Genomic DNA, 21579 nt, shown 5'->3' with positions numbered 1-21579 from the left:
GACGGGCTGCCACCATCCCGACGCGGTGATGGGGCAGGATCGGCTCGATACACAAGGTCCTCGCCCGGCCGGCGCTAGGCCTGTGCCTCGGCTGATCACGGGATTTCGACCATGGAGCGCTTTCTCACCGAGTTCATCAAGCTCTGGGTGGTGATCGATCCGATCGGCACCTTGCCGATCTTTTTGGCCGTGACGGCCGGAATGAGCGCGTCGGCGGCGCGGCGCGTCGCCTTGCATGGGACGCTGGTCGCCTTCCTCGTCCTGTCCTTCTTCGTTGTGGGCGGGCAGGTGCTGCTCGGCGCGATGGATATCGAATTGAGCTCGTTCCAGGTCGCCGGCAATATCGTGCTGTTCCTGTTCGCGCTCTCGATGATCTTCGGTGAATCGAAGCTGGAGGAGGAGGAGAAGCTGATCCGGCGCTCGGATGTCGAGCGCGCGGTCTATCCCCTCGCCATCCCGTCGATCGCCAGCCCGGGCGCGATGCTCACGGTGATGACCGTGACGGATAATTCGCGCTTCAGCATGGCCGAGCAGGCCGAGACGATGGTGCAAATCGTGGTCATCCTGGCGATCCTGCTGGGGCTGCTCTTCCTGGCGTCCCGCATCATCAAGATCATCGGCAATGCCGGAGCCAGCGTGATCAGCCGGGTGATGGGGCTGATCCTGGCCAGCGTCGCCATCGACGGGTTGGTCAAGGGCCTGCGCCAGATCATCGCTGGGTCCTGACGCGCCACGCGACGCGCGGACAGGGTCGTCAATCGCGCTCGGCCTGCGCCGCCGTCGCTTGCGCCGGCTCTTCCCGGTTGGCCGCGAGGATGGCGGCGAGCCCATTGGCGAAATGTGCCTCGATCAGCCGGCCAAGGGCTTCGCCGTCGCGGGCGACGAGGGCGGCGAGCATCGCGTCATGCTCATGCATCGCGGCCTTCCAGCGGTTGGGCTGCAGGTTCGGCAGGTATTTTGCGCGTTCGACGCGCGCTGCCAGCGTTTCCCAGACGCCGAGCAGGACCGGATTCTCCGCCGCTTCCACGACGGCGCGATGAATCTGCTGGTTGAGCGCGAAATATTCCGGCAGCTCGTCGCGGACATGGTGCAGCATCATGCGGTAATGCAGCACGCCGACTTCGGCGATCGCCTCGTCGGGCATGGTCTTGCATGCAAGCCGTGCGGCCAGGGCCTCGAGCGTGCCGACGACGTCGAACAGCGCGACGATATCGCTCAGCGTCAGTGGCGCGACCTCGGCACCGCGATTCTGGGTCAGGCGGACGAGGCCCTGTGCTGCCAGGGTCCTGAGCGCCTCGCGCAGCGGCGTGCGCGAGACGCCCAGGCGATCGCAGAGCTCCTGTTCGCGCAGTTTCTGCCCCGGGGGCAGCTCCCCGGTGACGATCATCCGGTGCAGCGCATCGACCGTATTGGTGTGCAGGCGGCCCTTGCGGCCGGGCTGCTTGCTGGCGGGAACCGGTTGTGCGGGTTTGGCGCTCATCGTGCCGAAAAGCCTGCGCCGCGGAGATTGATCATCGCAGCTCTCCTCTCGCCGCTTGACGGCTTTTCAAACTTGTATGCAAAATACGGCATTCAGAACAAGAGCCGCGCCGAGCGGCCGTTCGGGAGGAACGCGCCAGTGCGTTCACGGTCGAAGCATGAAAGCCGCGGCGGGTCCAGACCGGGCCCGTCTCCAGGATTGCCTTCGCTTGGCCGGCGCGATGCTTGCCGAGCGGAAATGGATCACGCGAGACCGGCCCGCCCGGATGAAGCGGGGCACAGGACACGGCGAAAACGCCGGTCGATCGGGAGGATATCATGATCAGACGTCGTGAATTGCTGGCTGGCGCCGCCGCACTCGGTGCGGGCTCCGCCCTTGGAATCGGTGCCGCCTCGGCCCAGCAGGTCAGGCTGCGCTACGCCCATGTCGGCTCCGAGGGCGACATCCAGTACTGGTATGGCGACGAGGCCGGCAAGCGCATCCCGAAGGTGACCGGCGGGCGGGTCACCGTCCAGGTCTTCCCGAACTCGCAGCTCGGCGGCGTGCAGGAACTGATCGACGGCGTGCGCTCGGGCGCGATCTCGATGGGTCATCACGAGTTCGCCTCGCTGGCCCGGCTCTCCAAGGACATCGCCGTCTTCAACGCGCCCTTCGTCTATCGCGATGGCGCGCATGCGCTGAAGGCGACCGACCCGCAGACATCCGAGGTGCTGATCGAGTTCAACGAGAAGCTCGTCAAGGATGGCGGCATGCGCATCGTCGGGCGGCTCTTCCGCGGCGCCCGCCAGATGACGGCGAAAATGGCGGTGACCTCGCCGGCCGACCTGCAGGGCAAGCCCTTCCGCGGCGTGCCGCTGCAGCTCTGGACGACGATGATCAAGGGTTTTGGCGCGATCCCGACGCCGGTCGAGGTCGGCGAGCTGCCGACGGCGCTGATGACCGGCATGGTGGTCGGCCAGGAAAACCCGCTGACCATGATCAACGCCAACAAGCTCTACGAGGTGCAGAGCCATGTGATGCTGACCGGGCACATGCAGAACGTGCTGCCCGTCTTCGTCAACGAGAAGGTCTGGGCCTCGATGAGCGCCGAGGACCGCAAGGCGATCCTGGCCGAGTTCGAGACCATGGCGCAGGAGACGCTGCAATCGGCCAACAAGGCGGAGGACGAGCTGATCGGCGAGCTCAAGAAGAAGGGCATGACCTTCGTCACCGAGAAGGAGGGGCTCAAGCTCGGCGAATTCCGCGACAAGGTCGTGGCCGAGGTCAACAAGGATTTCCCGAGCTGGAAGGGCTATATCGAGCGGATCGCGGCCATCAAGTGACGCCGATGCGGTCCTTTCTCCCACCCTGCCGCACCAGCCAGGCTGGCCAAGCCGGGACGGCGGGACGATGAGCGAACAACATGTCGCGGCTGAGGATCTCGGGCCGCCGCTCGCGATCGACCGGCTGCTCCATCCGATCCGCCAGGCCTATCGCTGGGCCGGGGTCGGGCTCGTCACGCTGATGATCGTCCTGCCGGCGCTACAGGTCGTCATGCGGCAGGTCTTCCAGGCGCCGTTCATCGGCTCCGAGGAACTGACACGCTTCATGCTGATCTGCGTCGTCTTCGTGACCTTGCCCTATGTCACCGCGTCGGGCGCCAGCATCCGCATGGAGGAGGTGCTGATCGCGCTGCCGCGTCGCGCGCGGGCGGTGCTGAACGCGATCATCGGCGCCACCGGGTCGCTTGCCTTCGCCGTCGCCGCTGTGGCGGTCGCGGTCGCGACCTTGCGCAATCTCGACAACGCCACGCCGACGCTGGGCATTCCCTACTGGATCTTCTTCTCCGCCGCGCTGCTCGGCTTCGCCTTCGCGGCGGTCGAATCCCTCGTGCAGATCTGGAAGGCGCTCGCCGGGCACCCGCCCTATGTGCGTTTCGCCGACGAGGAAACGCACGAGCCCCTGCCCAATATCTGACGCCGCGTCCGGCGGAGCCGGCCGACCTCCCGACCGCGAGCCCCGATGACCTTCCTTCTACTGGCCTCCTTCACCATCTTCTTCCTGTTCGGCTGGCCGGTGGTGCTTGCCATCATGCTGCCGGCCGTCGGCTATGTGCTGTGGAACGATTTTCCGCTCGAGCTTGTCGGCCAGCGCATGGTCTATGCGCTCGATTCCTTTCCGCTGGTCGCGGTGCCGATCTTCATCTTCGTCGGCAACCTGATGAACCAGTCCGGCATCACCGAGCGGATCTACCGGTTCTCCTCGGCCGTGGTCGGGCGCATCCATGGCGGGCTCGCCCAGGTCAACATCTTCGCCAGCCTGGTCTTCTCCGGCATGAGCGGGGCGGCGCTGGCCGATATCGGCGGGCTCGGGCGCATCGAGATCAAGGCGATGACCAGCCATGGCTTCAAGCGCGAGTTTGCCGGGGCCTTGACCTGCGCCTCCGCGATCGTCGGACCGATCTTTCCGCCGAGCATCCCACTGATCATCTATGGCTCGGTGACGAATGTCTCGATCGTCCAGCTCCTGGTCGCCGGCATCGTGCCGGCCCTGATCTGCGTCGTCATGCTGATGATCACGGTGGCGGTCCTGGCCTGGAAGCGCGATTTCCCGCGCGCCGAGCGCTGGCCGACACGGCAGGAGCTCGGCGAGTCCTTCCTGCAGGCCCTGCCGGCGCTGTTGACGCCGGTGCTGATGATCTCGGGCATGCTGATCGGCTGGTTCACGCCGACGGAGGCGGCGGCCGTCACCGTCGCCTATGTGATCTTCATCAGCGCGCTGGTCTATCGCACCCTGACCTGGCAACACCTGCTGGTCTCGGCCTATGAGACGCTGAAGAGCACCTCGGCCATCCTGGTCATCGTCTCGGCGGCGGCCTTGTTCGGCTGGATCATGGCGGTCGAGAACATCCCGCAGACGGTCGCGCGCGAATTGCTGACGCTCAGCAAGGACCCGCTGATGCTGTTGCTGATCGTCAACCTGTTGCTGCTGGTCGTCGGCATGTTCCTGGACAGCACGACGGCGACGCTGCTGGTGATCCCGATCATTGCCGGGCCGCTGCATCTGGCGGGCGTCGATCCGGTGCATCTCGGCATCGTCGCGATCTTCAACCTGATGCTCGGGCTGCTGACCCCGCCGATGGGACTGGCGCTCTTCCTGATCTCGGACATCGCCAAGGTCTCGATGCGCGCCGTGCTGAAGGAGATGCTGCCGCTCTATATCCCACTCGTCGGGACTCTGGCGATCATCACGCTTTTCCCGGAGCTGACGCTCTGGCTGCCGAAGATGCTGCGCTGACAGCACTTGCGAATTCTACTGCCGTGGCCGCCTGACGTGGCTTTCTGCGCTTCCGGTGCTCACGGACCGATGTCCGCTCCGCTCCGGTTCTCGAAAGTCACGCCAACCGTCTCACAGCAGCGAATTCTCAAGCACTGCCAGGCCGGGAATGAGGTCAGACCCCCAAACCCTCGATCGCGTAGATGCGCGCCGGCGCGCCGTCGGCGTTCGGGATCAGCAGCGGGGCCGCGCTGAGCAGGACGCGCGGCTGGCTGAGCTTGCCGGTGTTGACGACATATTCGATCAGGGTGACGCCGGTCTTGAGCAAGATGTCATGGGTGACATGCTCGCTCTTGGGCACCTCCTTGCCCTCAAGCAGCAGCCGGATCGGATAATCCTGCGGGAAGTCGAAGGCGACGGCCGTCGGCTTGCGGGCCTGAAGCCATTTGGCCGCTTCGAGCGAGAGCCAGGGCGCTTCCGTCCAGAAGGTCTTGTCCTGATAGTCGCGCCGGTCGTTCCAGCCGGCGGCGAGCAGCAGGATCTCGCCCTCGGCCCCGCCCGGATCGGCGGCCTGGAGCTGCTCGGGCGTGATCGCGGCATTGGCTGGCGCGTCGCGCAGGTTCAGGACACGGCAGGGGCCGACGACCCGGTCGAGCGGCGTCGCCTCGATGGTCGGCGCGCCGGCAACGAAATGCGCGCCGGCATCGACATGGGAAAAGCCATGGCAGGTGGTCGACAGGCGGCTGACGCGAAACTGGTCGCCGGCCGCGATGTCGCCCTTGATCCCGAGCTCGATCGGCCAGCGGAAATGCGGCGCGATCGGCATGCTGAGGTCGATGACTTTCATTCCCGTCTCCATCCCGGAAGGCTGCGCTTGGCCGCGCCACTCTGTATGCGGCATGTTGCATACAAGGCAGCCGGGCGGTCAAGACAGGGCGGACGCTTGCCGGTCCTTCCGGCAGCGCACGGGATCAGGCTGGCTAGGCCGTGTGGTTCAGAGTCGCCTGATCGATGCCAGGAGCGCGCGCCCGCTCGCCAGTGTCAGCGTCGTCGGAGCGGTTGCGTCGAGGCGCAGGGCATGTCCGCCCGGCAGCGCGATATCGGCGCCGCCGCAGCGGCCGGCGATGCCGGCATCGGGGGCGTAGAGGATGTGGATGCCCTCATCGAGCGAGCGGCTTTCGCCGGGGGCGGCGACATGGAGGTCGATGGCGCAGAGCGCCCGGTCGGCGATCAGGTTGACGACCTCGACCGGCCCGCCCTCGAGTCGGGTCACGATCGGCGTGCCGCCATCGTAGCGCACCGGCACGAAGGGGTGGCGCAAGTCGATCTCGCCGGCCGGGGTCTCGAGCACCAACCCGCTTCCGCTGATGACGACCTGCAGCCGCTCATAGCCCGTGAGGTCGGAGAATGGGCCGGGCGCGACGATCGCCGTGCGGCCGAAGCGCCAGACGACGTTGTCCCAGTCCCCCGGCGCAGAGCCATCGCGGTAGGCGCCGGCGATGTCGATGGCGACGCCGCCGCCGTTCTTCCAAGGGGTGCGCCGGAAATCCTCCGGCGCGATCGGGGTGCAGCTCGTGTTCGTCATGCCGACTGCCTACCCGCTAAGGCGGCAGCCGGCTAGATCGCCGACGCTCAGCCGTAGAGATATTTCGGCAGCCAGAGCGCGATGCCGGGGAAGATATAGACGAGCACCATCGCGAACAGGACGATCGCCAGATAGGGCATCACGCCGGAGAAGATCTGGTTGATCGTGACATGGGGCGGCGCGATGCCCTTCAGGTAGAAGGGCGCCATCGCGACGGGCGGCGACAGGAAGGAGGTCTGGATATTGAGCGCGATCAGGATGCCGAAGAACAGCGGGTCGATCTGGAAGAACTGCAGGAGCGGCAGGAAGATCGGCACGAAGATGACGATGATCTCGGTCCATTCCAGAGGCCAGCCGAGGATGAAGATGATGATCTGCGCCACGATCAGGAACATGGTCGGCGACAGGTTCAGCGCTGTCACGAGGTTCTTGATCGGCTCGTGACCGCCGAGGATCGCGAAGATCGAGGAGAAGATATAGGAGCCGACGAAGAGCCAGCAGACCATCGCCGAGGTCCGGGCCGTCAGGATCACCGATTCCTTGACCTTGTTGAAGGAGAGCGAGCGGTAGGCGGCCGCCAGGATCAGGCTGCCGAGCGAGCCGATCGCGGCGGCTTCGGTCGGTGTCGCCAGCCCGAAGAAGATCGCGCCGAGCACCGACATGATCAGGACGGTCAGCGGGAAGAAGCTGGTCAGCAGCGCCCAGATGACCGTGGTCCAGGGCACATCGGTCTGCTCCTTGGGCAGCTTCGGCGCCAGCGCCGGGTTGATGATGCAGCGGATGATCACATAGATCATGTAGAGCCCGGCGAGCAGCAGGCCAGGGAACAGCGCGCCGGCATAGAGTTTTGGCACCGAGACGCCGGCGGTCGCGCCGTAAAGGATGAGCATCACGCTGGGCGGGATCAGGATGCCGAGGCAGCCGCCGGCGCAGATCACGCCGGCCGAGAGCTTCACGTCATAGCCGGCGCGCAGCATCGCGGGGAAGGCGAGCAGACCCATCAGGGTGACGACGGCGCCGACGATGCCCGTCGCGGTGGCGAAGATCGCGCAGGTCGCGAGCGTCGCGATCGCGAGCGAGCCGGGAACGTTGCCGAGCGCGATCTGGATCGAATGGAACAGCCGGTCGAGGATGTTCGCTCGTTCGATGATGTAGCCCATGAAGATGAAGAGTGGGATCGAGACCAGCACGTCGCTGGCCATGACCGAATAGGCGCGCTGCACCACGAGCGCGAAGACGTTGTCGCCCATGGCCCAGTAGCCGAAGCCGACGCCGAGCGCCATCAGCGTGAAGGCGATCGGGAAGCCGAGCATGATGAAGACGATGAACAGGACGAGCATGACCACGCCCAGTTCGGGATTGCCCAGTCCGAACATCAGATCGACCCCTCGCGCGCGGCGGCTTCCTCGAGAATGACCTTTTCGGTCTCCTCCACGTCATGCAGGCGTGGCGGCCATTCCCCCGTGCGCAGGCAAATGATGCAGCGCGCGACCTCGGCGCAGCCTTGGACGCACATCAGCACCCCGACGATCGGGATCAGCGACTTGAAATGATAGAGCGGTGGGCCGTTCGGCGAATTCGAGGAATGCTCGCCGATCATCCAGGAGAAGGACGCGAAGGTGTAGCCGGCCCAGGCGAGCGCGATGATGCCGGGAAAGAAGAACAGGAAATAGAGCGCGAGGTCGAGCCTGGCCTGGGTTCGCGGCGCCCATTGCCGGTAGAGGAAATCGCCGCGGACATGGCCGTTGCGGGCGAGCGCATAGGGCCCTGCCAGCATGAACAGGCTGCCATAGAGGATATAGCTGACGTCGAAGGCCCATTCGGTCGGCGCGCGCAGAATATAGCGGGCGAAGACCTCGTAGCTCATCGCCAGGGTCAGGAGCAGGATCAGCCAGCCGGCGAGCTTGCCGATGGCGGTGTTGAACCTGTCGATCGCGAGAATGAGGCGCATCCGATCTTCCGCGGCGAGCTTGTGAATCTTGCAGGCGAGAACGCCCGCCACCCGAGGGGCGGCGGGCGTCACGATCGTGACTGAGGCTCAGGCCTTGAAGAAATGCGTGTAGGCCAGTTCGCGCGAGGGCTCGTTGATGCGCTGATAGGCGACCGTGCGTTTGACCCAGTCCTTCTGCGAGTCGACGACCTTCTTGAAGAAGGCATTCTCCGCCGAGAGCTTTTCGAGGACCTTGTCCCAGGCCGCGAGCTGCGCCTTCAGGATCACCTCGGGCGTGGCCACGACATTGACGCCCTTGGTGCGCAGCATGTCGAGGTCCTTGGAATAGCGGTCGAGCGCCTTCCAGATCATGTCGGAGGAGGCCGATTCAGCGGCGTATTTCACGATCGCCTTCTGCTCCGCCGGCAGCGCGTCGAACTTCGCCTTGTTGAAGAGCAGTTCGAAGCTCTCGGCCGCCTGGTGGTAGCTCTGCAGCATGTAGACCTTGGCGACGTCCTGGAAGCCGAGGATCGAGTCCGAGGACGGGTTGTTGAACTCGGCGCCGTCGATGACGCCGCGCTCGAGCGCCGGGACGATCTCGCCGCCGGCCAGGATGGTCACCGCCGCGCCCATCTCCTTCATCAGGTCGGCGGCGAGGCCGACCGTGCGGTATTTCAGCCCCTTGAAGTCGTCCGGGCTCTTCAGCTCCTTCTTGAACCAGCCGAGCGGCTGGCATGGCATCGGGCCGCTGAAGAAGCCGACGAGGTTGAGTTTCAAGGTCTGGCCGACGAGCTCGTTATAGAGATCGTAGCCGCCGCCATAGTTCATCCAGCTCAGGAAGTTCGTGGCGTCCCAGCCGAGCGCGGGCGGCGTGCCGAAGAGCGAGAAGGCCTTGTGCTTGCCGTACCAATAGGCCGAGACGCCGTGGCCGCCGTCGAGAATGCCGGCTGCGACCGCATCCTGCATCTGGAAGGCCGGCACGACGGCGCCGGCGGCGAGCACGTCCATCTTCAGGCGGCCGCCCGACATGTCGTTGACGCGTTTGGCGAAGTCGCCGGCGAATTCGTGGAAGATATCCTTGGTCGGCCATGTCGACTGGAATTTCCAGGTCACGGTCTGGGCCCGGCTGACATTCGGCATGGCTATGGCGCCGGCTCCCGCCAGCGCAGTCACCTTCAGGAAATTGCGACGGCTGGCAGGTGCCTCGACTTTCTCGGTCGTCATCTGTCTCTCCCCTGATTGCCCGTCCGCTTCGAGGGGGCGAGCTCATCTGCGGCTTGAACACCGCCGGTTGTCAGGATTTCCGCAGCGCGACCTTAAGGCAAGAGCTAGAATTAATACTAAAGTCGTAATTACGCGAAGTGAGAGCTGAAAACAGTGACGGTAACTTGAAGCGGCCGGGCTTTTCTTTCGAGCTTCGTTGCGTTGCAGCAATATCCGCTGCGCCGATATCGATCGGCTCCTTACTTCACACCCGGCATTCTTGACGATGACGCGCCGGCAATCTTGCCAGCCTCGTCGCAATGCTTACTTGAAAGCATCGCAGATGCTGGGTGACGCGAGGGCGAGCTGTTTAGCAGCTGCAACATGACCGCGTCACGCGCTTGTGACCGTTCGCGGCGCATCCGGATCAAGTGCATTTCGTTATCGAGAACAATGGAAAGGAGCCCGCCATGGTTTCGAGACGCAATGTCCTTCTCGCGAGCGCCGCGGCTGCCGGCGTCGCGGCGCTCGGCCTTCCGAGGAGCGCTGCTCTCCGTCCCGCTGCCGCTGCAGAAGGCGGCTTCGAGATCAGCAGGACGCGGGCCGAATGGCGGGCGCGGTTGACGCCGGAGCAATTTGCCGTGCTGCGTGAGGAGGCGACGGAGCGCGCCGGATCGAGCCCGCTCGACAAGGAGAAACGGACCGGCCTGTTTCACTGCGCCGGCTGCGACCTGCCCGTCTATTCGTCGCAGGCCAAGTTCGACAGCGGTACCGGCTGGCCCAGCTTCACCGCGTCTCTCGACAATGCGGTCGCCACCAAGATCGACAGGGGTTTCTTCATGACCCGGACCGAAGTGCATTGCCGGCGCTGCGGCGGCCATCTCGGCCATATCTTCGACGACGGTCCGCCGCCGACGGGCAAGCGCCATTGCCTCAACGGGGTGGCGCTAAAATTTGCAGCCGCCTGAGCTGTCGCCGGAAAACGCCGCGACGCCCATTCGAGCGGGCGACTTGTTCAAGCCGGCGACTTGGCCGGCTTCTTCTTCGGCGGGGTTTTGGCCGTCTTGGCAGCCTTCGCCAGCGCCTTCTCCTTGATCAGCGCCGCCTTGGCGCGGGCCTGTTCGGCGGCGAGTGTCGCGGCCGCCTCGGCATCGGCGCTTTCCTTGGCGAGACGCAGAGCGCGCAGCCGCGCGGTCTTTTGCGCCACGGCCTCCCGCTCGATCCGTTCGGCCTCGAAGGCCCGGGAAGCTTCCTGCTTGCGCTGGTCCGCCTTGTCGAAGGCCAACTGAGCCCGGCGCTTGATCTCGTCGGGGGAAAGTCCGCGCGTCGCCATGACGATGGGCTCCGGTTCAAGAGGGCAGGCCGGTCACCCCGGTCCTGGCCAAGGGCCTGACCGGGAACGTCGGTTGCCGAGTCTCCTGCCGCCAATCGGCGCGAGCGAGAACCCCGTCAACAATGCGGGACTAGAATAGCATCTTACACCAAGAGTGGGCGAAAAACCGCGTCCCGCCCTTCATGGCCGGGATCCGGTTCAGCGACGGCCTTTGCCGGCTGCGCGCATCTGGGCGTACTGAACGGCCTCGAGCAGGACCTTGCGCGGGCGCTCGGCATCGCGCTTGGCCTGCTCGGCCTTGCGGGCGGCTTCGCGCAACAACTCGGCCTGGCGTTCGGCTTCTTCCTGGGCGGCGCGCTCGATCGCCGCGAGACGCTCCGCCTCGACGCGGGCGGCGGCCTTCTCGGCGTCGCGGGCGGCGCGCGCCTCGGCGACGGCCTGGCGCTCCGCGCGGCGCTGCTGCATGATCGGGTCATCCGGGCCCGGCCGCGCCTTGAAACGCTCTAGCAGCGCCTTCTTGGCATTGGCGGAGTTGGTCTGACGATCAGTGAAGCTGCGGTCGTTCGGGTTCTTCAAGGTCTACCTTCTGGGGTTGAGACGGGCGATATCGCGGCCCGCATGGGCCAATAATCCAGATCGCGCCGGATTGGTATTGAACTCAGCGCGCAGGCGCTGCGCCTGCGGCGCGGGTCGGCCGAACCTTGGGCTTCGGCGCGGCGATGAGACCTTCGCGCTGGGCCTGCTTGCGGGCGACCTTGCGGGCGCGGCGGATGGCGTCGGCCTTCTCGCGGACGCGCTTCTCGGAGGGCTTCTCATAGGCCGACCGGCGCTTCATCTCGCGGAAGACGCCTTCGCGCTGCATTTTCTTCTTCAGCACCCGGAGGGCCTGGTCGACATTGTTGTCGCGGACGAGAACCTGCATCCTGGTCTCCTTCAATCACAAATACGGAAAAAGGGCCGGGCTGGTCCCGACCCTTCATCTGGCCGTGTCACGTGTCGTTCGAGCTGGCGCCAGTACATCCGTGGTCGCCTGCCCGATCGATGATCACGTCACGCAGCCTTGCGGCTCACTCAGCGCGGAGCTGGTCGGCCGACATCTTGCCCGAGCGCTTGTCCTGCACGAGCTCGTAGGAGATCTTCTGACCTTCCCTGAGATCGCGCATGCCAGCGCGCTCGACGGCGCTGATGTGGACGAAAGCGTCCTGACCGCCATCATCCGGCTGGATGAAACCGAAACCCTTGGTCGAATTGAACCATTTAACAGTGCCCGTAGCCATGACGAACCCTTTCGCAGAAGTGTAGCAGTGGAAGCGCGCGAAACAGCTCGCGAGCCGATTTTCGATTTGAGCGGGAAGGTCGTCAGCAAGCGCATTCACATGCGCGGGGCCACGTCGTTCGGCCTAATATCGACGGGCCCCATATGGGCGCTCGGAACCCGATTGTCAATGCAACCCGCAAGCGAAACGACGCGACCGGCGCTTTCACGCATGGCGGCGTCTAATTTCTCCCTGCTTTACAAGAGCCGCATTTTCGCCAACAGGCAAGCATTGCTTCTGCCAACTCGCCCGGTCGCCTCCCGTGAACACGCCGTCGCTGAGCCAGTTTCGCCGCATCGTGGTCAAGGTCGGCTCGGCCTTGCTGGTCGATCGCGCCCGCGGCCGCCTTCGCCAAGCTTGGCTCGCGGCGCTGGCCGAGGACCTCGCAGACCTGCACCAGCGCGGCGCGGATGTGCTCGTGGTCTCCTCGGGCGCCATCGCGCTCGGCCGCACCGTGCTCGGCCTGCCGGGCGGCGCGCTCCGGCTCGAGGAAAGCCAGGCGGCGGCCGCGGTCGGCCAGATCGCGCTGGCGCGAACCTGGGCCGAGGCGCTCGGACATCACGGGCTGACGGCCGGGCAGGTGTTGCTGACGCTCGCCGATACCGAGGAGCGCCGGCGCTATCTCAATGCGCGCGCGACGCTCGGCCGCCTGCTCGACCTGCGCGCCATCCCGGTGATCAACGAGAACGACACCGTCGCGACGACCGAGATCCGCTATGGCGACAACGACCGGCTGGCGGCGCGCGTCGCCACCATGGCCGGCGCGGACCTGCTCGTCCTGTTCTCCGATATCGACGGGCTCTACACGGCGCCACCCGCGCGCGATCCGCACGCCCGGCACATCGCGTTGGTCGAGCGCATCACGCCCGAGATCGAGGCGATGGCCGGCGGCGCGGCGTCCGAATTGTCGCGCGGCGGCATGCGCACCAAGATCGAGGCCGGCCAGATCGCGGCGGCCGGCGGCACGCATATGCTGATCGCGGACGGGCGCGTGAAGAATCCCCTCGGCGCGATCGCGTCAGGCGCGCGCTGCACCTGGTTCCTCTCGGCCTCGACGCCGGCGACGGCGCGCAAGACCTGGATCGCCGGCTCGCTCGAGCCGCGCGGCACGCTGCATGTCGATGCCGGTGCGGCCCGCGCCCTGAAGGGCGGGGCGAGCCTGCTGCCGGTCGGCGTCACCCGGATCGAGGGCGAGTTCGCGCGCGGCGACGCCGTCCTGATCCGCGATCCGGAGGGCCGGGTCCTCGGCCGCGGCCTCGTCGCCTATGACGCGGGCGAAGCCGGGCTGGTGCTGGGCAAGGCGTCACGCGATATCGAGGCGGTGCTCGGCTATCCGGGCCGAGCCGAGATGATCCATCGGGACGACATGGCGCTCGGCGTCGGCTAAGGTCATGGCGGCAGGACACGATCCGCGGCGAGACAGGGCCCTAACGGAATTGACGATGACGAATGAAAGCGCCCTGCGCGTGGTGTCCGCCAATGGCGCGCCGGAGGAGATCGGCGTGGCGATGAACGCGCTCGGGGCGCGCGCCCGGGCGGCGGCGCGGCTGGTCGCGCTGGCGCCGGCGGAGCAGCGCGACGCCGCTCTGAGGGCGATGGCCGCCTCCCTGCGCGACGCCGCACCTGCCATCCTCGCGGCCAATGCGGCCGATCTCGCGGAGGCGCGGGCCGCCGGCCAGAACGCCGCGTTCCTGGACCGGCTGATGCTGGACGAGGCCCGGCTCGACGCGGTTGCCGAAGCGGTGGCCAGCGTCGCGGAGCTGCCCGATCCCGTCGGCCGCGTGCTGGCGCGCTGGACACAGCCGAACGGCCTCGCCTTCGAGCGCGTCGCGACGCCGCTCGGTGTCATCGCCGTGATCTTCGAGAGCCGACCCAATGTCACGGCCGATGCCGGTGCACTCTGCCTGAAAAGCGGCAATGCCGCGATCCTGCGCGCCGGCTCGGACAGCTTCCGGACCTCGACGGAGATCGCCGCGGCGCTGCGGCGCGGCCTCCAGGCGGCGGGCCTTCCCGGCGATGCGATCCAGCTCGTGCCGACGCGCGACCGGGCGGCGGTCGGCGAGATCCTGGCGGGCCTGGGCGGCGCCGTCGATGTCGTGGTGCCGCGGGGTGGAAAGAGCCTCGTGGCGCGGGTCCAGAGCGATGCGCGGGTGCCGGTCTTCGCGCATCTCGACGGCAACTGCCATGTCTATGTCCATGAGGCGGCCGATCTCGCCATGGCGAGGGAGATCGTCCTCAACGCCAAGATGCGGCGCACCGGCGTCTGCGGCGCGGCCGAGACCCTGCTGGTCGATGCGGCTTGCGCCGCGACGCATCTGCAGCCGCTGGTCAGGATGCTCGTCGAGGCCGGCTGCGCGGTGCGCGGCGACGTCGCGGCGCGAGCCGCCAACCCGCAGGTGACGCCGGCGACGGACGCCGACTGGTCGACGGAATATCTCGACCGGATCATCGCGGTGAAGGTGGTCGATGGGCTGGAGGCGGCAATCGCCCATATCGAGCGCTACGGCTCGCATCACACCGACGCGATCGTCACGGGCGACGAGGCGGCGGCGCGGCGCTTCCTGGCCGAGGTCGATTCGGCGATCGTGCTGCACAACACCTCGACGCAGTTCGCCGATGGCGGCGAATTTGGCTTCGGCGCCGAGATCGGCATCGCCACCGGCCGGATGCATGCGCGCGGGCCGGTCGGCGTCGAGCAGCTCTGCTCGTTCAAATACCGTGTTCATGGCAGCGGCCAGATCCGGCCGTGACGGCAGAAGAGCTGCGACTTCCGCCGCACGCGCCGGGATTGCGCGTCGGCCTGTTCGGCGGGTCGTTCAACCCGGCGCATGACGGCCATCGCCTCGCGAGCCTGACGGCTTTGCGCCGGCTGCAGCTCGACCGGGTCTGGTGGCTGGTCACGCCCGGCAATCCGCTGAAGGACAATGCGGCGCTGCCGCCGCTGGGCGAGCGCATCGCCGGGGCGCGCCAGGTCGCCGACCATGCCCGCATCCATGTCACCGGCGCCGAGGCCGGCCTGCGCACCCGCTATACGGCCGACACGCTGCGCGCGCTCAAGCTGCGCTGCCCCGGCGTGCGCTTCGTCTGGATCATGGGCTCGGACAATCTCGCCGGCTTCCACCGCTGGAACGAGTGGCGGGCGATCGCCCGGATGATGCCGATCGCGGTGATCGATCGCCCGGGCTCGACGCATCGCTCCATCGCCTCGCCCGCCGCCAACTGGCTGTCGCGCTGGCGACTGGCCGAGAGCGCGGCGGCGGCCTTGCCCGATCTGGCGCCGCCGGCCTGGGTCTTCCTGCATGGCCGCCGCTCGGAACTGTCCTCGACCTATTTGCGTCAGTTGGCGGGTCGCGATTGAATTTCGAGCCCATCTCGCTTAATTTGGGCATGTCGCGCTGTGAGCGCGTCGTCATGTGAGGATACGGAACTGAACCGTCCAACCCTTGGTGAAGCCGAGCCGAAGCCGCTTCCCCAGGCCGCTGTCCCCGGCAATCCATCCGCTGACAGCGTGGCCCTCGCAATGCATGTCCTCGAAGAGATGAAGGCCGAGGACGTCACCGTCATCGACCTGGTTGGCAAGACCTCCCTCGCGGATGCGATGATCATCGCGTCCGGGCGCGTGAACCGCCATGTCGCCTCGATCGCCGACAGCCTGGTCGAGGCCTTCAAGAAGGCTGGCCTGCAGCCGCCGAAGGTCGAGGGCGTGCCGGCCTGCGACTGGGTCCTGATCGATACGGGCGATATCATCGTCCATGTCTTCCGCCCGGAAGTGCGGCAATTCTACAATCTCGAGAAGATGTGGGGCGCCGATCGCCCGCATGAGCGCCTGGTCGGCTGATCCCGGTCGAAGGTGCGTCTCGCCATCGTCACTGTCGGCCGGCTCAAGGACGGGCCGGAGCGGGACCTCTGCGAGCGCTACCGGGAGCGTAGTCAGGCCCTGGGCCGTGGCCTGGGCCTCAACGGACCGGACATCATCGAAATTCCGGAAAGCCGGGCGCGCCGCGCCGAGGAGCGCAAGCGCGACGAGGCCGCCGCAATCCTCGGCAAGCTCGCCCCGGGGCTGCTGATCGTGCTCGACGAGCGCGGCCGCAGCCTGACGAGCGAGGCCTTCGCCGCCAGGATCGCGTCGGCACGCGATGCCGGGACGGCCGCGGCCAGCCTGGTCATCGGCGGCGCCGACGGGCTGGACGAGGCGCTTCGCGGCCGCGCCGATCTCGCGCTCGCCTTCGGCGCCCTGACCTTGCCGCACCAGCTCGTCCGCGTGCTTGCGCTGGAACAGCTCTATCGGGCGATGACGATCATCGCCGGACATCCCTATCATCGCGCATGATCTCAACCTCGCCAGTGATTCGGCCGCCAGTGATTCGCTTCCGGCGCAGCCGAAACCACGGCTGCGCCGCGCTGCTATGGCTGGCGCTGGTCGCCGCCCCGGCCTCGGCCCAGGCGCCGGCTGACGAGACCCAGCCGCCCGCTCCGGAAATTGCGCAGAAGCTGGCCGAGAAGCAGGCGCGGGAGGCCGAGCTCAAGGCGATCCAGGAGCGGCTTGCCGGCAATGCCGAGGCCAGGGCGAAGCTCGAACAGGAGATTGCCGCGATCAGGGCCGACCGGGCCGGCCTCAACAAGGCGCTGCTCGATGCCACGGCGCGGACGCAGGCCGTCGAGCGACGCGTCAGCGCCATCGAGGAACGGCTGGCGCTGCTGCAGACCAGCGAGACCGCGATCAGGCGCTCGCTCGAGGGGCGCCGCGGTCTCATCGCAGAGGTGCTGGCGGCGCTGCAGCGGATCGGGCGGCGGCCGCCGCCTGCGGTGCTGGTGCGCCCCGAGGATATCCTGGAGGCGGTGCGGGCCTCGATGCTGCTCGGCGCCGTCGTGCCCGACCTGCGCCAGGAGATCGAGATCCTCAGCACCGATCTCGGCGAACTGGTCCGGCTGCGCAGCGGCATCGCCGAGGAGCGCAAGGCGATCACCGGCGAACTCGAGAGCCTGGCCGGCGAGCGCCAGCGCCTCGCCTCGCTGATCGAGGCCAGGCGCGATCGCGAGGCCGCCGCCGCCAAGGATGCCGAGACGCAGCGCAGCCTCGGCGGCGAACTGGCAGGCCAGGCGAAAAGCCTGCGCGACTTCGTCGAGCGCATCGAGAAGGAGATCTCGGTCGCCAATCGCGCGGCCGAGGCGGCGCGCCAGGCATTGGAGGCCGAAACGCGCGAGCAGCGCCAGCGCATGGCGGCGCTGGCTTTCAAGGATCCGGCGCGGCTTGCGCCCAAGATCGCCTTCTCCGAGGCGCGCGGCCTGCTTCCCCTGCCTGCAGCCGGATCACGATTGCGTGGTTTTGGTGACAGTGACGGCGCTGGAGGCACGACGCGTGGAATTTCGATCGCGACGCGGCCGAATGCCCTAGTTTCGGCACCTTCGGACGCTTGGGTGGTTTATGCCGGCCCGTTCCGGTCGTTCGGGCAACTCTTGATCCTGAACGCCGGAGGGGGATACTACATGCTTCTGGCCGGCATGCAGCGGATCGACGTGTCGCTGAACCAGTTCGTCCTTGCAGGAGAACCGGTTGCGGTGATGGGGGAAACGTCGGAAGCTGCCGCGACGATCGTGGGTTCGGGGACCGGGGAGCCGGTTCTCTATATCGAGTTCAGAAAAGACGGCGTTTCGATCGATCCGACGCCGTGGTGGACGAAACCGCAAAGCGAAAAGGTTCGCGGATGATGCGCAAGGTCTCTCTCGTTCTCGCCGGTGCGGTCGCCGGCGCGGGCCTTACCGGTCTGGTCACGCAGACCCACCTGCTGTCTTCCACGAGCGCGGTCGCGGCTTCGGCCGAGGTCTATCGCAGTCTCAACCTGTTCGGTGACATCTTCGAGAAGATCCGCACCGATTATGTCGAGAAGCCCGACGAGCAGAAGCTGATCGAGGCCGCCATCAACGGCATGGTCTCCTCGCTCGATCCGCATTCGGCCTATCTCGACGCCAAGAGCTTCCGCGACATGGATACCGACATGCGCGGCCAGTTCGGCGGGCTCGGCATCGAGGTCACGATGGAGGAGGGCGTCCTCAAGGTCGCCAAGCCGATCCGCGACACGCCCGCCTCGAAGGCCGGCATCCTCGCCAACGACATCATCCGCGAGATCGACGGCGACCAGGTCAAGGGCCTGAGCCTGACCCAGGCCGTCGAGAAGATGCGCGGCATCATCAATACCCAGGTCAAGCTCAAGGTCGAGCGCCCCGGCAAGCCGGAGCCGCTCGAATTCACGCTGACGCGCTCGACCATCGTCGTGCCGGCGGTGGAGGAGCGGGTCGAGAGCGATGTCGGCTATATCCGCATCGGCACCTTCAGCGAGCAGACCTATGAGGGGCTGCGCAAGGCGATCGACAAGGTCAATGCCGAGATCGGCGTCGACAAGATCAAGGGCTACGTCATCGACCTGCGCAACAATCGCGGCGGCCGGCTCGACCAGTCGGTGCTGGTGTCCGACGCCTTCCTCGAACGCGGCAAGATCGTCTCGACGCGCGGCCGCAATGCCGAGGAGACCCAGGTCTTCAACGCCAAGTCGGGCGATCTGACCAAGGGCAAGCCGGTGGTGGTCCTGATCAACGGTTCCTCCGCCTCGGCGGCCGAGATCGTCGCGGGCGCCCTGCAGGACCACAAGCGCGCGCAGGTGATGGGGACCCGCTCCTTCGGCAAGGGCTCGGTGCAGACCGTGATCCCGCTCGGCTCGAATGGCGGCCTGCGCCTGACCACGGCGCGCTACTACACGCCGTCGGGCAACTCGATCCAGGCCAAGGGCATCACGCCGGATATCGAGGTCGTCCAGGAGATCCCGCCGGAGCTCAAGGACAAGCTGAGCGAGAACAAGGGCGAGGCGTCGCTGAAGGGCCATCTCAAGTCGGGCGACGGTGCCGACGAGCAGTCCGGCTCGGCGTCCTATGTCCCGAACGATCCGACCAAGGATACGCAGCTGATCGCGGCGCTCAACCTCCTGCGCGGCGTCAAGAAGGACGCCGCCGCGCCGACCCCGGCGCCCGAGCCGGCCAAGCCCAACTGAGGCTCGGCCCCGGGCCCTGAGGAGGGCGCGGCATCGGGCGCTCTCGACGGGCGGCGCGCCAAGCGACAAGACTAGGCGCGCGGGCCACTGATTCGGGTCCGTCTCGAACAGCTGAGGACGGCTGACCTTGGCGGGAACGCCGCTTACCGAGCTCAACCGGCCGCTTGGCCAGGATCGCCTGGTGCGTCACGGCAAGCCGTGGGCGCGCTGGGCCGCGTTCGCTTGTACCGGCATCGTCGGATGCGCCTTCCTGGCCTTGGTCTTCATCCTCCTGTTCCGCCGCGATCCCGATGGCGGCGAGCCGATGGCGACCGCGGCCATCGTGACGCGGCCGGTCCAGCCGGACGTCGCCGTCGCACCGCCCACTGAGCCGGGCGCGCGCGAGACGCGCAACCAGTCGACGGCGCGCCAGCTCGAAAGCGAGTCGGGGGTGACCGTGGTGCGGCCGGGGGCAGAGGTTCCGGGCGCGATCGTGATCACCGTTCCCGACAGCGGCGAGGTCAAGCTCGCGCCGGCGCCGGATAATCGCCTGGTCGAGCGCAGCCGTTTCGGACTTCTGCCCAAGGTCGGCCCGGACGGCGCGACGCCGGCGCAGGTCTATGCCCGCCCGCCCGGCCCGGCGCCCGAGGCCAAGCCGGCGGGCCGCATCGCCCTCATGGTCGGCGGCCTCGGCATCAGCCAGAGCGGAACGGCAGACGCCATCGCAAAGCTGCCCGGCGCCGTTTCGCTCGCCTTCGCGCCCTATGGCGCGGAACTGGAGCGCGTGGTGCAGCGGGCCCGCAGCGATGGCCACGAGGTCTTCCTGCAGGTGCCGATGGAGCCCTTCGACTATCCCGACAACGACCCAGGGCCGCATACCCTGCTCGCCGGAGCCAAGGGGGCCGACAATCTCGACCGGCTGCACTGGGTGCTCGGCCGTTTCACCGGCTATGTCGGCATCGTCAACTTCCTCGGGGGGCGCCTGACCGCGGACGAGACCGCGCTCTCGCCGATCCTGCGCGAGATCGCCGGGCGCGGCCTGATCGTGGTCGATGACGGCTCCTCCTCGCGCAGCCAGCTCGCCGCCTCGGCCGTGCGCGCCCATATCCCGGCGCTGAAGGTCGACCGGGTGATCGACACCGTGACCCGTGCCGATGCCATCGACGAGCAGCTGCAGCGGCTCGAGACGCTGGCGGGCGAGCAGGGCGTGGCGGTCGGGACGGCCAGCGCCCTGCCGGTCTCGATCGAGCGGATCGCGCGCTGGGCCAAGTCCCTGGAGGCCAAGGGCATCGTCATCGTGCCGGTCAGCGCCGCGCGCGGGCTGCGCAACCCTTCCACGACAGGCTCTTTGCGATGACCGACGCTCCTGCCGGCTACCGCCCCTGCGTGGGGCTGGCACTGTTCAATCGGGAGGGGCTGGTCTTTCTCGGGCGCCGCGCCAACAAGCGTCAGCGCGAGCATGTCGCGCCCGGCTTCGCCTGGCAAATGCCGCAGGGCGGCATCGATAGGGGCGAGACGCCCCACCAGGCGGCGCTTCGCGAATTGCAGGAAGAGACCAATGTCACCTCCGTCTCGCTGCTCGCAGAGGCGCCCGGCTGGCTGAGCTACGACCTTCCGGTCGAGATCGGCCAGGAGGCCTGGAAGGGGCGCTGGCGCGGGCAGGCGCAGCGCTGGTTCGCCTTCCGCCTCGAGGGGCCCGACAGCGAGATCGACACCCTCCACCCCGCCGGCGGCCACAAGGCGGAGTTCGACGCCTGGCGCTGGGCGCGGCTGGCGGAGACACCAGACCTGATCATTCCGTTCAAGCAGGCGGTCTATCGCGAGGTTGTGCGGTATTTCGCGCCTTTCGCGGCAGCCTGATCGCCGCCGACAGGCTCGCAGCGGATGAAAACTGCCGGTCCATTGCCTGATTTCACGCCAGCCGTCGGATTTTGGACTACGCTAGGTAAGCGGGTGATTCGTCTGGCGCCCGCCCGCGTGACAGCGGCCTGTCACGAAACGCTCACATGACGAGGTGACGCTCCGCAGATGGTCGATTCGGTTCTCAAGCTCCACGCCGCGGTCCTGGCCGCACGCACGCGCGATCCCGCCTTTTCGCGGACCGCCAAACTGATCGGCGAAGGCGTGCCGAAAATGGCGAAGAAGCTGGCCGAGGAGGCCGTCGAGGTCGGGCTGGAAGCGGTCCAGGCCGATCGCGAGCGGGTGATCCTCGAGAGCGCGGACCTGATCTACAATCTCGTGGTGCTGTGGAGCGAGATCGGCATCGCGCCGGAAGACGTCTGGCGGGAGATGGACCGTCGCGAGCAGCTTTACGGCATTGCCGAGAAGCTGCCGAAGAATCGCGCCGTCAAGCAGGCGGAGAGCCAGGGCACAGAGGCGGCCGCGCTTGCCCGCGCCGTCTCGCGCGAGGATTGACGCGGCAGTCGGCCCGCGCACCGGCCGGCTGGTTTTTGCG

General features: G+C 67.2%; 25 protein-coding genes. 15 read left to right on the top strand and 10 right to left on the bottom strand.

Going from position 1 to position 21579, the window contains the following annotated elements:
* The first annotated feature begins 111 nt into the window (after positions 1-111).
* On the top strand, positions 112-726 hold the full coding sequence (locus ACTIF2_RS06190) for a MarC family protein (protein ID WP_439496170.1): 615 nt from the start codon (positions 112-114) through the stop codon (positions 724-726).
* 28 nt (positions 727-754) lie between these two features.
* On the opposite strand, the gene ACTIF2_RS06185 is transcribed toward ACTIF2_RS06190, so the two are convergent.
* Complete coding sequence (locus tag ACTIF2_RS06185; RefSeq protein ID WP_439496169.1) at positions 755-1480, bottom strand: GntR family transcriptional regulator; 726 nt, start codon at positions 1478-1480, stop codon at positions 755-757.
* A gap of 317 nt (positions 1481-1797) precedes the next feature.
* Here ACTIF2_RS06185 and ACTIF2_RS06180 point away from each other — a divergent pair, with 317 nt between their 5' ends.
* The 3 genes from ACTIF2_RS06180 to ACTIF2_RS06170 all read left to right on the top strand — a co-directional run bounded on the left by ACTIF2_RS06180 (position 1798) and on the right by ACTIF2_RS06170 (position 4756).
* On the top strand, positions 1798-2802 hold the full coding sequence (locus ACTIF2_RS06180; RefSeq protein WP_439496168.1) for a TRAP transporter substrate-binding protein: 1005 nt from the start codon (positions 1798-1800) through the stop codon (positions 2800-2802).
* A 67-nt stretch (positions 2803-2869) separates the two neighbouring features.
* Positions 2870-3436: a TRAP transporter small permease gene (locus ACTIF2_RS06175; protein WP_439496167.1), complete on the top strand. Its 567-nt coding sequence runs from the start codon at positions 2870-2872 to the stop codon at positions 3434-3436.
* A gap of 45 nt (positions 3437-3481) precedes the next feature.
* Complete coding sequence (locus tag ACTIF2_RS06170) at positions 3482-4756, top strand: TRAP transporter large permease (RefSeq protein WP_439496166.1); 1275 nt, start codon at positions 3482-3484, stop codon at positions 4754-4756.
* Positions 4757-4910: 154 nt separating this feature from the next.
* Here ACTIF2_RS06170 and ACTIF2_RS06165 read toward each other — a convergent pair whose 3' ends face one another.
* From ACTIF2_RS06165 to ACTIF2_RS06145, 5 genes are all read right to left on the bottom strand, one after another.
* Positions 4911-5582, bottom strand: coding sequence for a cyclase family protein (locus ACTIF2_RS06165; protein ID WP_439496165.1), 672 nt, complete (start codon positions 5580-5582; stop codon positions 4911-4913).
* A gap of 147 nt (positions 5583-5729) precedes the next feature.
* On the bottom strand, positions 5730-6320 hold the full coding sequence (locus ACTIF2_RS06160) for a HutD/Ves family protein (protein ID WP_439496164.1): 591 nt from the start codon (positions 6318-6320) through the stop codon (positions 5730-5732).
* A gap of 47 nt (positions 6321-6367) precedes the next feature.
* On the bottom strand, positions 6368-7696 hold the full coding sequence (locus ACTIF2_RS06155) for a TRAP transporter large permease (protein WP_439496163.1): 1329 nt from the start codon (positions 7694-7696) through the stop codon (positions 6368-6370).
* Complete coding sequence (locus ACTIF2_RS06150) at positions 7696-8271, bottom strand: TRAP transporter small permease subunit (protein ID WP_439496162.1); 576 nt, start codon at positions 8269-8271, stop codon at positions 7696-7698. The genes ACTIF2_RS06155 and ACTIF2_RS06150 overlap by 1 nt, the downstream gene beginning before the upstream one ends.
* Before the next feature lie 87 nt (positions 8272-8358).
* Entirely contained in the window at positions 8359-9474 is a 1116-nt protein-coding gene (locus ACTIF2_RS06145) for a TRAP transporter substrate-binding protein (RefSeq protein WP_439496161.1), read from the bottom strand.
* A gap of 449 nt (positions 9475-9923) precedes the next feature.
* Here ACTIF2_RS06145 and msrB point away from each other — a divergent pair, with 449 nt between their 5' ends.
* Positions 9924-10421 carry a peptide-methionine (R)-S-oxide reductase MsrB gene (gene msrB / locus ACTIF2_RS06140; protein ID WP_439496160.1) on the top strand — a complete coding sequence of 166 codons (498 nt, stop codon included), beginning with the start codon at positions 9924-9926 and terminating at the stop codon, positions 10419-10421.
* 47 nt (positions 10422-10468) lie between these two features.
* On the opposite strand, the gene ACTIF2_RS06135 is transcribed toward msrB, so the two are convergent.
* The 4 genes from ACTIF2_RS06135 to ACTIF2_RS06120 form a co-directional block, all read right to left on the bottom strand.
* Positions 10469-10786 carry a hypothetical protein gene (locus ACTIF2_RS06135; RefSeq protein WP_439496159.1) on the bottom strand — a complete coding sequence of 106 codons (318 nt, stop codon included), beginning with the start codon at positions 10784-10786 and terminating at the stop codon, positions 10469-10471.
* 198 nt (positions 10787-10984) lie between these two features.
* Positions 10985-11362: a DUF6481 family protein gene (locus tag ACTIF2_RS06130; RefSeq protein ID WP_439496158.1), complete on the bottom strand. Its 378-nt coding sequence runs from the start codon at positions 11360-11362 to the stop codon at positions 10985-10987.
* An 82-nt stretch (positions 11363-11444) separates the two neighbouring features.
* Positions 11445-11708 carry a 30S ribosomal protein S21 gene (rpsU, locus tag ACTIF2_RS06125; RefSeq protein ID WP_439496157.1) on the bottom strand — a complete coding sequence of 88 codons (264 nt, stop codon included), beginning with the start codon at positions 11706-11708 and terminating at the stop codon, positions 11445-11447.
* A gap of 145 nt (positions 11709-11853) precedes the next feature.
* Positions 11854-12063 carry a cold-shock protein gene (locus ACTIF2_RS06120; protein WP_439496156.1) on the bottom strand — a complete coding sequence of 70 codons (210 nt, stop codon included), beginning with the start codon at positions 12061-12063 and terminating at the stop codon, positions 11854-11856.
* A gap of 301 nt (positions 12064-12364) precedes the next feature.
* On the opposite strand from ACTIF2_RS06120, the gene proB reads away from it, so the two are divergent.
* From proB to hisE, 10 genes are all read left to right on the top strand, one after another.
* Positions 12365-13489: a glutamate 5-kinase gene (proB, locus tag ACTIF2_RS06115; protein ID WP_439496155.1), complete on the top strand. Its 1125-nt coding sequence runs from the start codon at positions 12365-12367 to the stop codon at positions 13487-13489.
* A gap of 121 nt (positions 13490-13610) precedes the next feature.
* On the top strand, positions 13611-14852 hold the full coding sequence (locus tag ACTIF2_RS06110) for a glutamate-5-semialdehyde dehydrogenase (RefSeq protein ID WP_439496495.1): 1242 nt from the start codon (positions 13611-13613) through the stop codon (positions 14850-14852).
* Positions 14849-15460: a nicotinate-nucleotide adenylyltransferase gene (locus ACTIF2_RS06105; RefSeq protein WP_439496154.1), complete on the top strand. Its 612-nt coding sequence runs from the start codon at positions 14849-14851 to the stop codon at positions 15458-15460. The genes ACTIF2_RS06110 and ACTIF2_RS06105 overlap by 4 nt, the downstream gene beginning before the upstream one ends.
* 162 nt (positions 15461-15622) lie before the next feature.
* On the top strand, positions 15623-15940 hold the full coding sequence (gene rsfS, locus ACTIF2_RS06100; RefSeq protein WP_439496153.1) for a ribosome silencing factor: 318 nt from the start codon (positions 15623-15625) through the stop codon (positions 15938-15940).
* 12 nt (positions 15941-15952) lie between these two features.
* On the top strand, positions 15953-16432 hold the full coding sequence (gene rlmH / locus ACTIF2_RS06095; protein ID WP_439496152.1) for a 23S rRNA (pseudouridine(1915)-N(3))-methyltransferase RlmH: 480 nt from the start codon (positions 15953-15955) through the stop codon (positions 16430-16432).
* Between the two features lie 29 nt (positions 16433-16461).
* The gene (locus tag ACTIF2_RS06090; RefSeq protein WP_439496151.1) at positions 16462-17811 is read left to right on the top strand and encodes a murein hydrolase activator EnvC family protein; all 1350 of its coding nucleotides are present in this window, start codon (positions 16462-16464) and stop codon (positions 17809-17811) included.
* Positions 17811-19145 carry a S41 family peptidase gene (locus tag ACTIF2_RS06085; protein ID WP_439496150.1) on the top strand — a complete coding sequence of 445 codons (1335 nt, stop codon included), beginning with the start codon at positions 17811-17813 and terminating at the stop codon, positions 19143-19145. The genes ACTIF2_RS06090 and ACTIF2_RS06085 overlap by 1 nt, the downstream gene beginning before the upstream one ends.
* A 127-nt stretch (positions 19146-19272) precedes the next feature.
* Complete coding sequence (locus ACTIF2_RS06080) at positions 19273-20481, top strand: divergent polysaccharide deacetylase family protein (protein WP_439496149.1); 1209 nt, start codon at positions 19273-19275, stop codon at positions 20479-20481.
* A complete protein-coding gene (locus ACTIF2_RS06075) occupies positions 20478-20984 on the top strand; it encodes an RNA pyrophosphohydrolase (RefSeq protein ID WP_439496148.1) in 507 nt (168 codons plus the stop codon). Before ACTIF2_RS06080 ends, ACTIF2_RS06075 begins: the two co-directional genes overlap by 4 nt.
* Before the next feature lie 168 nt (positions 20985-21152).
* Positions 21153-21539, top strand: coding sequence for a phosphoribosyl-ATP diphosphatase (gene hisE / locus ACTIF2_RS06070; protein WP_439496147.1), 387 nt, complete (start codon positions 21153-21155; stop codon positions 21537-21539).
* Positions 21540-21579: the final 40 nt, after the last annotated feature.

The organism is Allobosea sp. (assembly GCF_051860145.1).
GTDB lineage: Bacteria > Pseudomonadota > Alphaproteobacteria > Rhizobiales > Beijerinckiaceae > Allobosea.
The sequence above is the reverse complement of the archived record's forward strand: the minus strand, read 5'-3'. Positions and strand labels throughout refer to the sequence as shown.

What these genes read in the sequence shown, in the direction of transcription:
- ACTIF2_RS06180 (WP_439496168.1), top strand. Translation starts at nt 1,798, where the DNA reads ATGATCAGACGTCGTGAATTGCTGGCTGGCGCCGCCGCACTCGGTGCG.
- rsfS (WP_439496153.1), top strand. Translation starts at nt 15,623, where the DNA reads ATGCATGTCCTCGAAGAGATGAAGGCCGAGGACGTCACCGTCATCGAC.
- ACTIF2_RS06170 (WP_439496166.1), top strand. Translation starts at nt 3,482, where the DNA reads ATGACCTTCCTTCTACTGGCCTCCTTCACCATCTTCTTCCTGTTCGGC.
- ACTIF2_RS06155 (WP_439496163.1), bottom strand. Translation starts at nt 7,696, where the DNA reads ATGTTCGGACTGGGCAATCCCGAACTGGGCGTGGTCATGCTCGTCCTG.
- ACTIF2_RS06145 (WP_439496161.1), bottom strand. Translation starts at nt 9,474, where the DNA reads ATGACGACCGAGAAAGTCGAGGCACCTGCCAGCCGTCGCAATTTCCTG.
- ACTIF2_RS06190 (WP_439496170.1), top strand. Translation starts at nt 112, where the DNA reads ATGGAGCGCTTTCTCACCGAGTTCATCAAGCTCTGGGTGGTGATCGAT.
- ACTIF2_RS06110 (WP_439496495.1), top strand. Translation starts at nt 13,611, where the DNA reads ATGAACGCGCTCGGGGCGCGCGCCCGGGCGGCGGCGCGGCTGGTCGCG.
- ACTIF2_RS06175 (WP_439496167.1), top strand. Translation starts at nt 2,870, where the DNA reads ATGAGCGAACAACATGTCGCGGCTGAGGATCTCGGGCCGCCGCTCGCG.
- msrB (WP_439496160.1), top strand. Translation starts at nt 9,924, where the DNA reads ATGGTTTCGAGACGCAATGTCCTTCTCGCGAGCGCCGCGGCTGCCGGC.
- hisE (WP_439496147.1), top strand. Translation starts at nt 21,153, where the DNA reads ATGGTCGATTCGGTTCTCAAGCTCCACGCCGCGGTCCTGGCCGCACGC.
- ACTIF2_RS06120 (WP_439496156.1), bottom strand. Translation starts at nt 12,063, where the DNA reads ATGGCTACGGGCACTGTTAAATGGTTCAATTCGACCAAGGGTTTCGGT.
- ACTIF2_RS06160 (WP_439496164.1), bottom strand. Translation starts at nt 6,320, where the DNA reads ATGACGAACACGAGCTGCACCCCGATCGCGCCGGAGGATTTCCGGCGC.
- ACTIF2_RS06075 (WP_439496148.1), top strand. Translation starts at nt 20,478, where the DNA reads ATGACCGACGCTCCTGCCGGCTACCGCCCCTGCGTGGGGCTGGCACTG.
- ACTIF2_RS06135 (WP_439496159.1), bottom strand. Translation starts at nt 10,786, where the DNA reads ATGGCGACGCGCGGACTTTCCCCCGACGAGATCAAGCGCCGGGCTCAG.
- rpsU (WP_439496157.1), bottom strand. Translation starts at nt 11,708, where the DNA reads ATGCAGGTTCTCGTCCGCGACAACAATGTCGACCAGGCCCTCCGGGTG.
- ACTIF2_RS06185 (WP_439496169.1), bottom strand. Translation starts at nt 1,480, where the DNA reads ATGAGCGCCAAACCCGCACAACCGGTTCCCGCCAGCAAGCAGCCCGGC.
- ACTIF2_RS06165 (WP_439496165.1), bottom strand. Translation starts at nt 5,582, where the DNA reads ATGAAAGTCATCGACCTCAGCATGCCGATCGCGCCGCATTTCCGCTGG.
- ACTIF2_RS06150 (WP_439496162.1), bottom strand. Translation starts at nt 8,271, where the DNA reads ATGCGCCTCATTCTCGCGATCGACAGGTTCAACACCGCCATCGGCAAG.
- ACTIF2_RS06085 (WP_439496150.1), top strand. Translation starts at nt 17,811, where the DNA reads ATGCGCAAGGTCTCTCTCGTTCTCGCCGGTGCGGTCGCCGGCGCGGGC.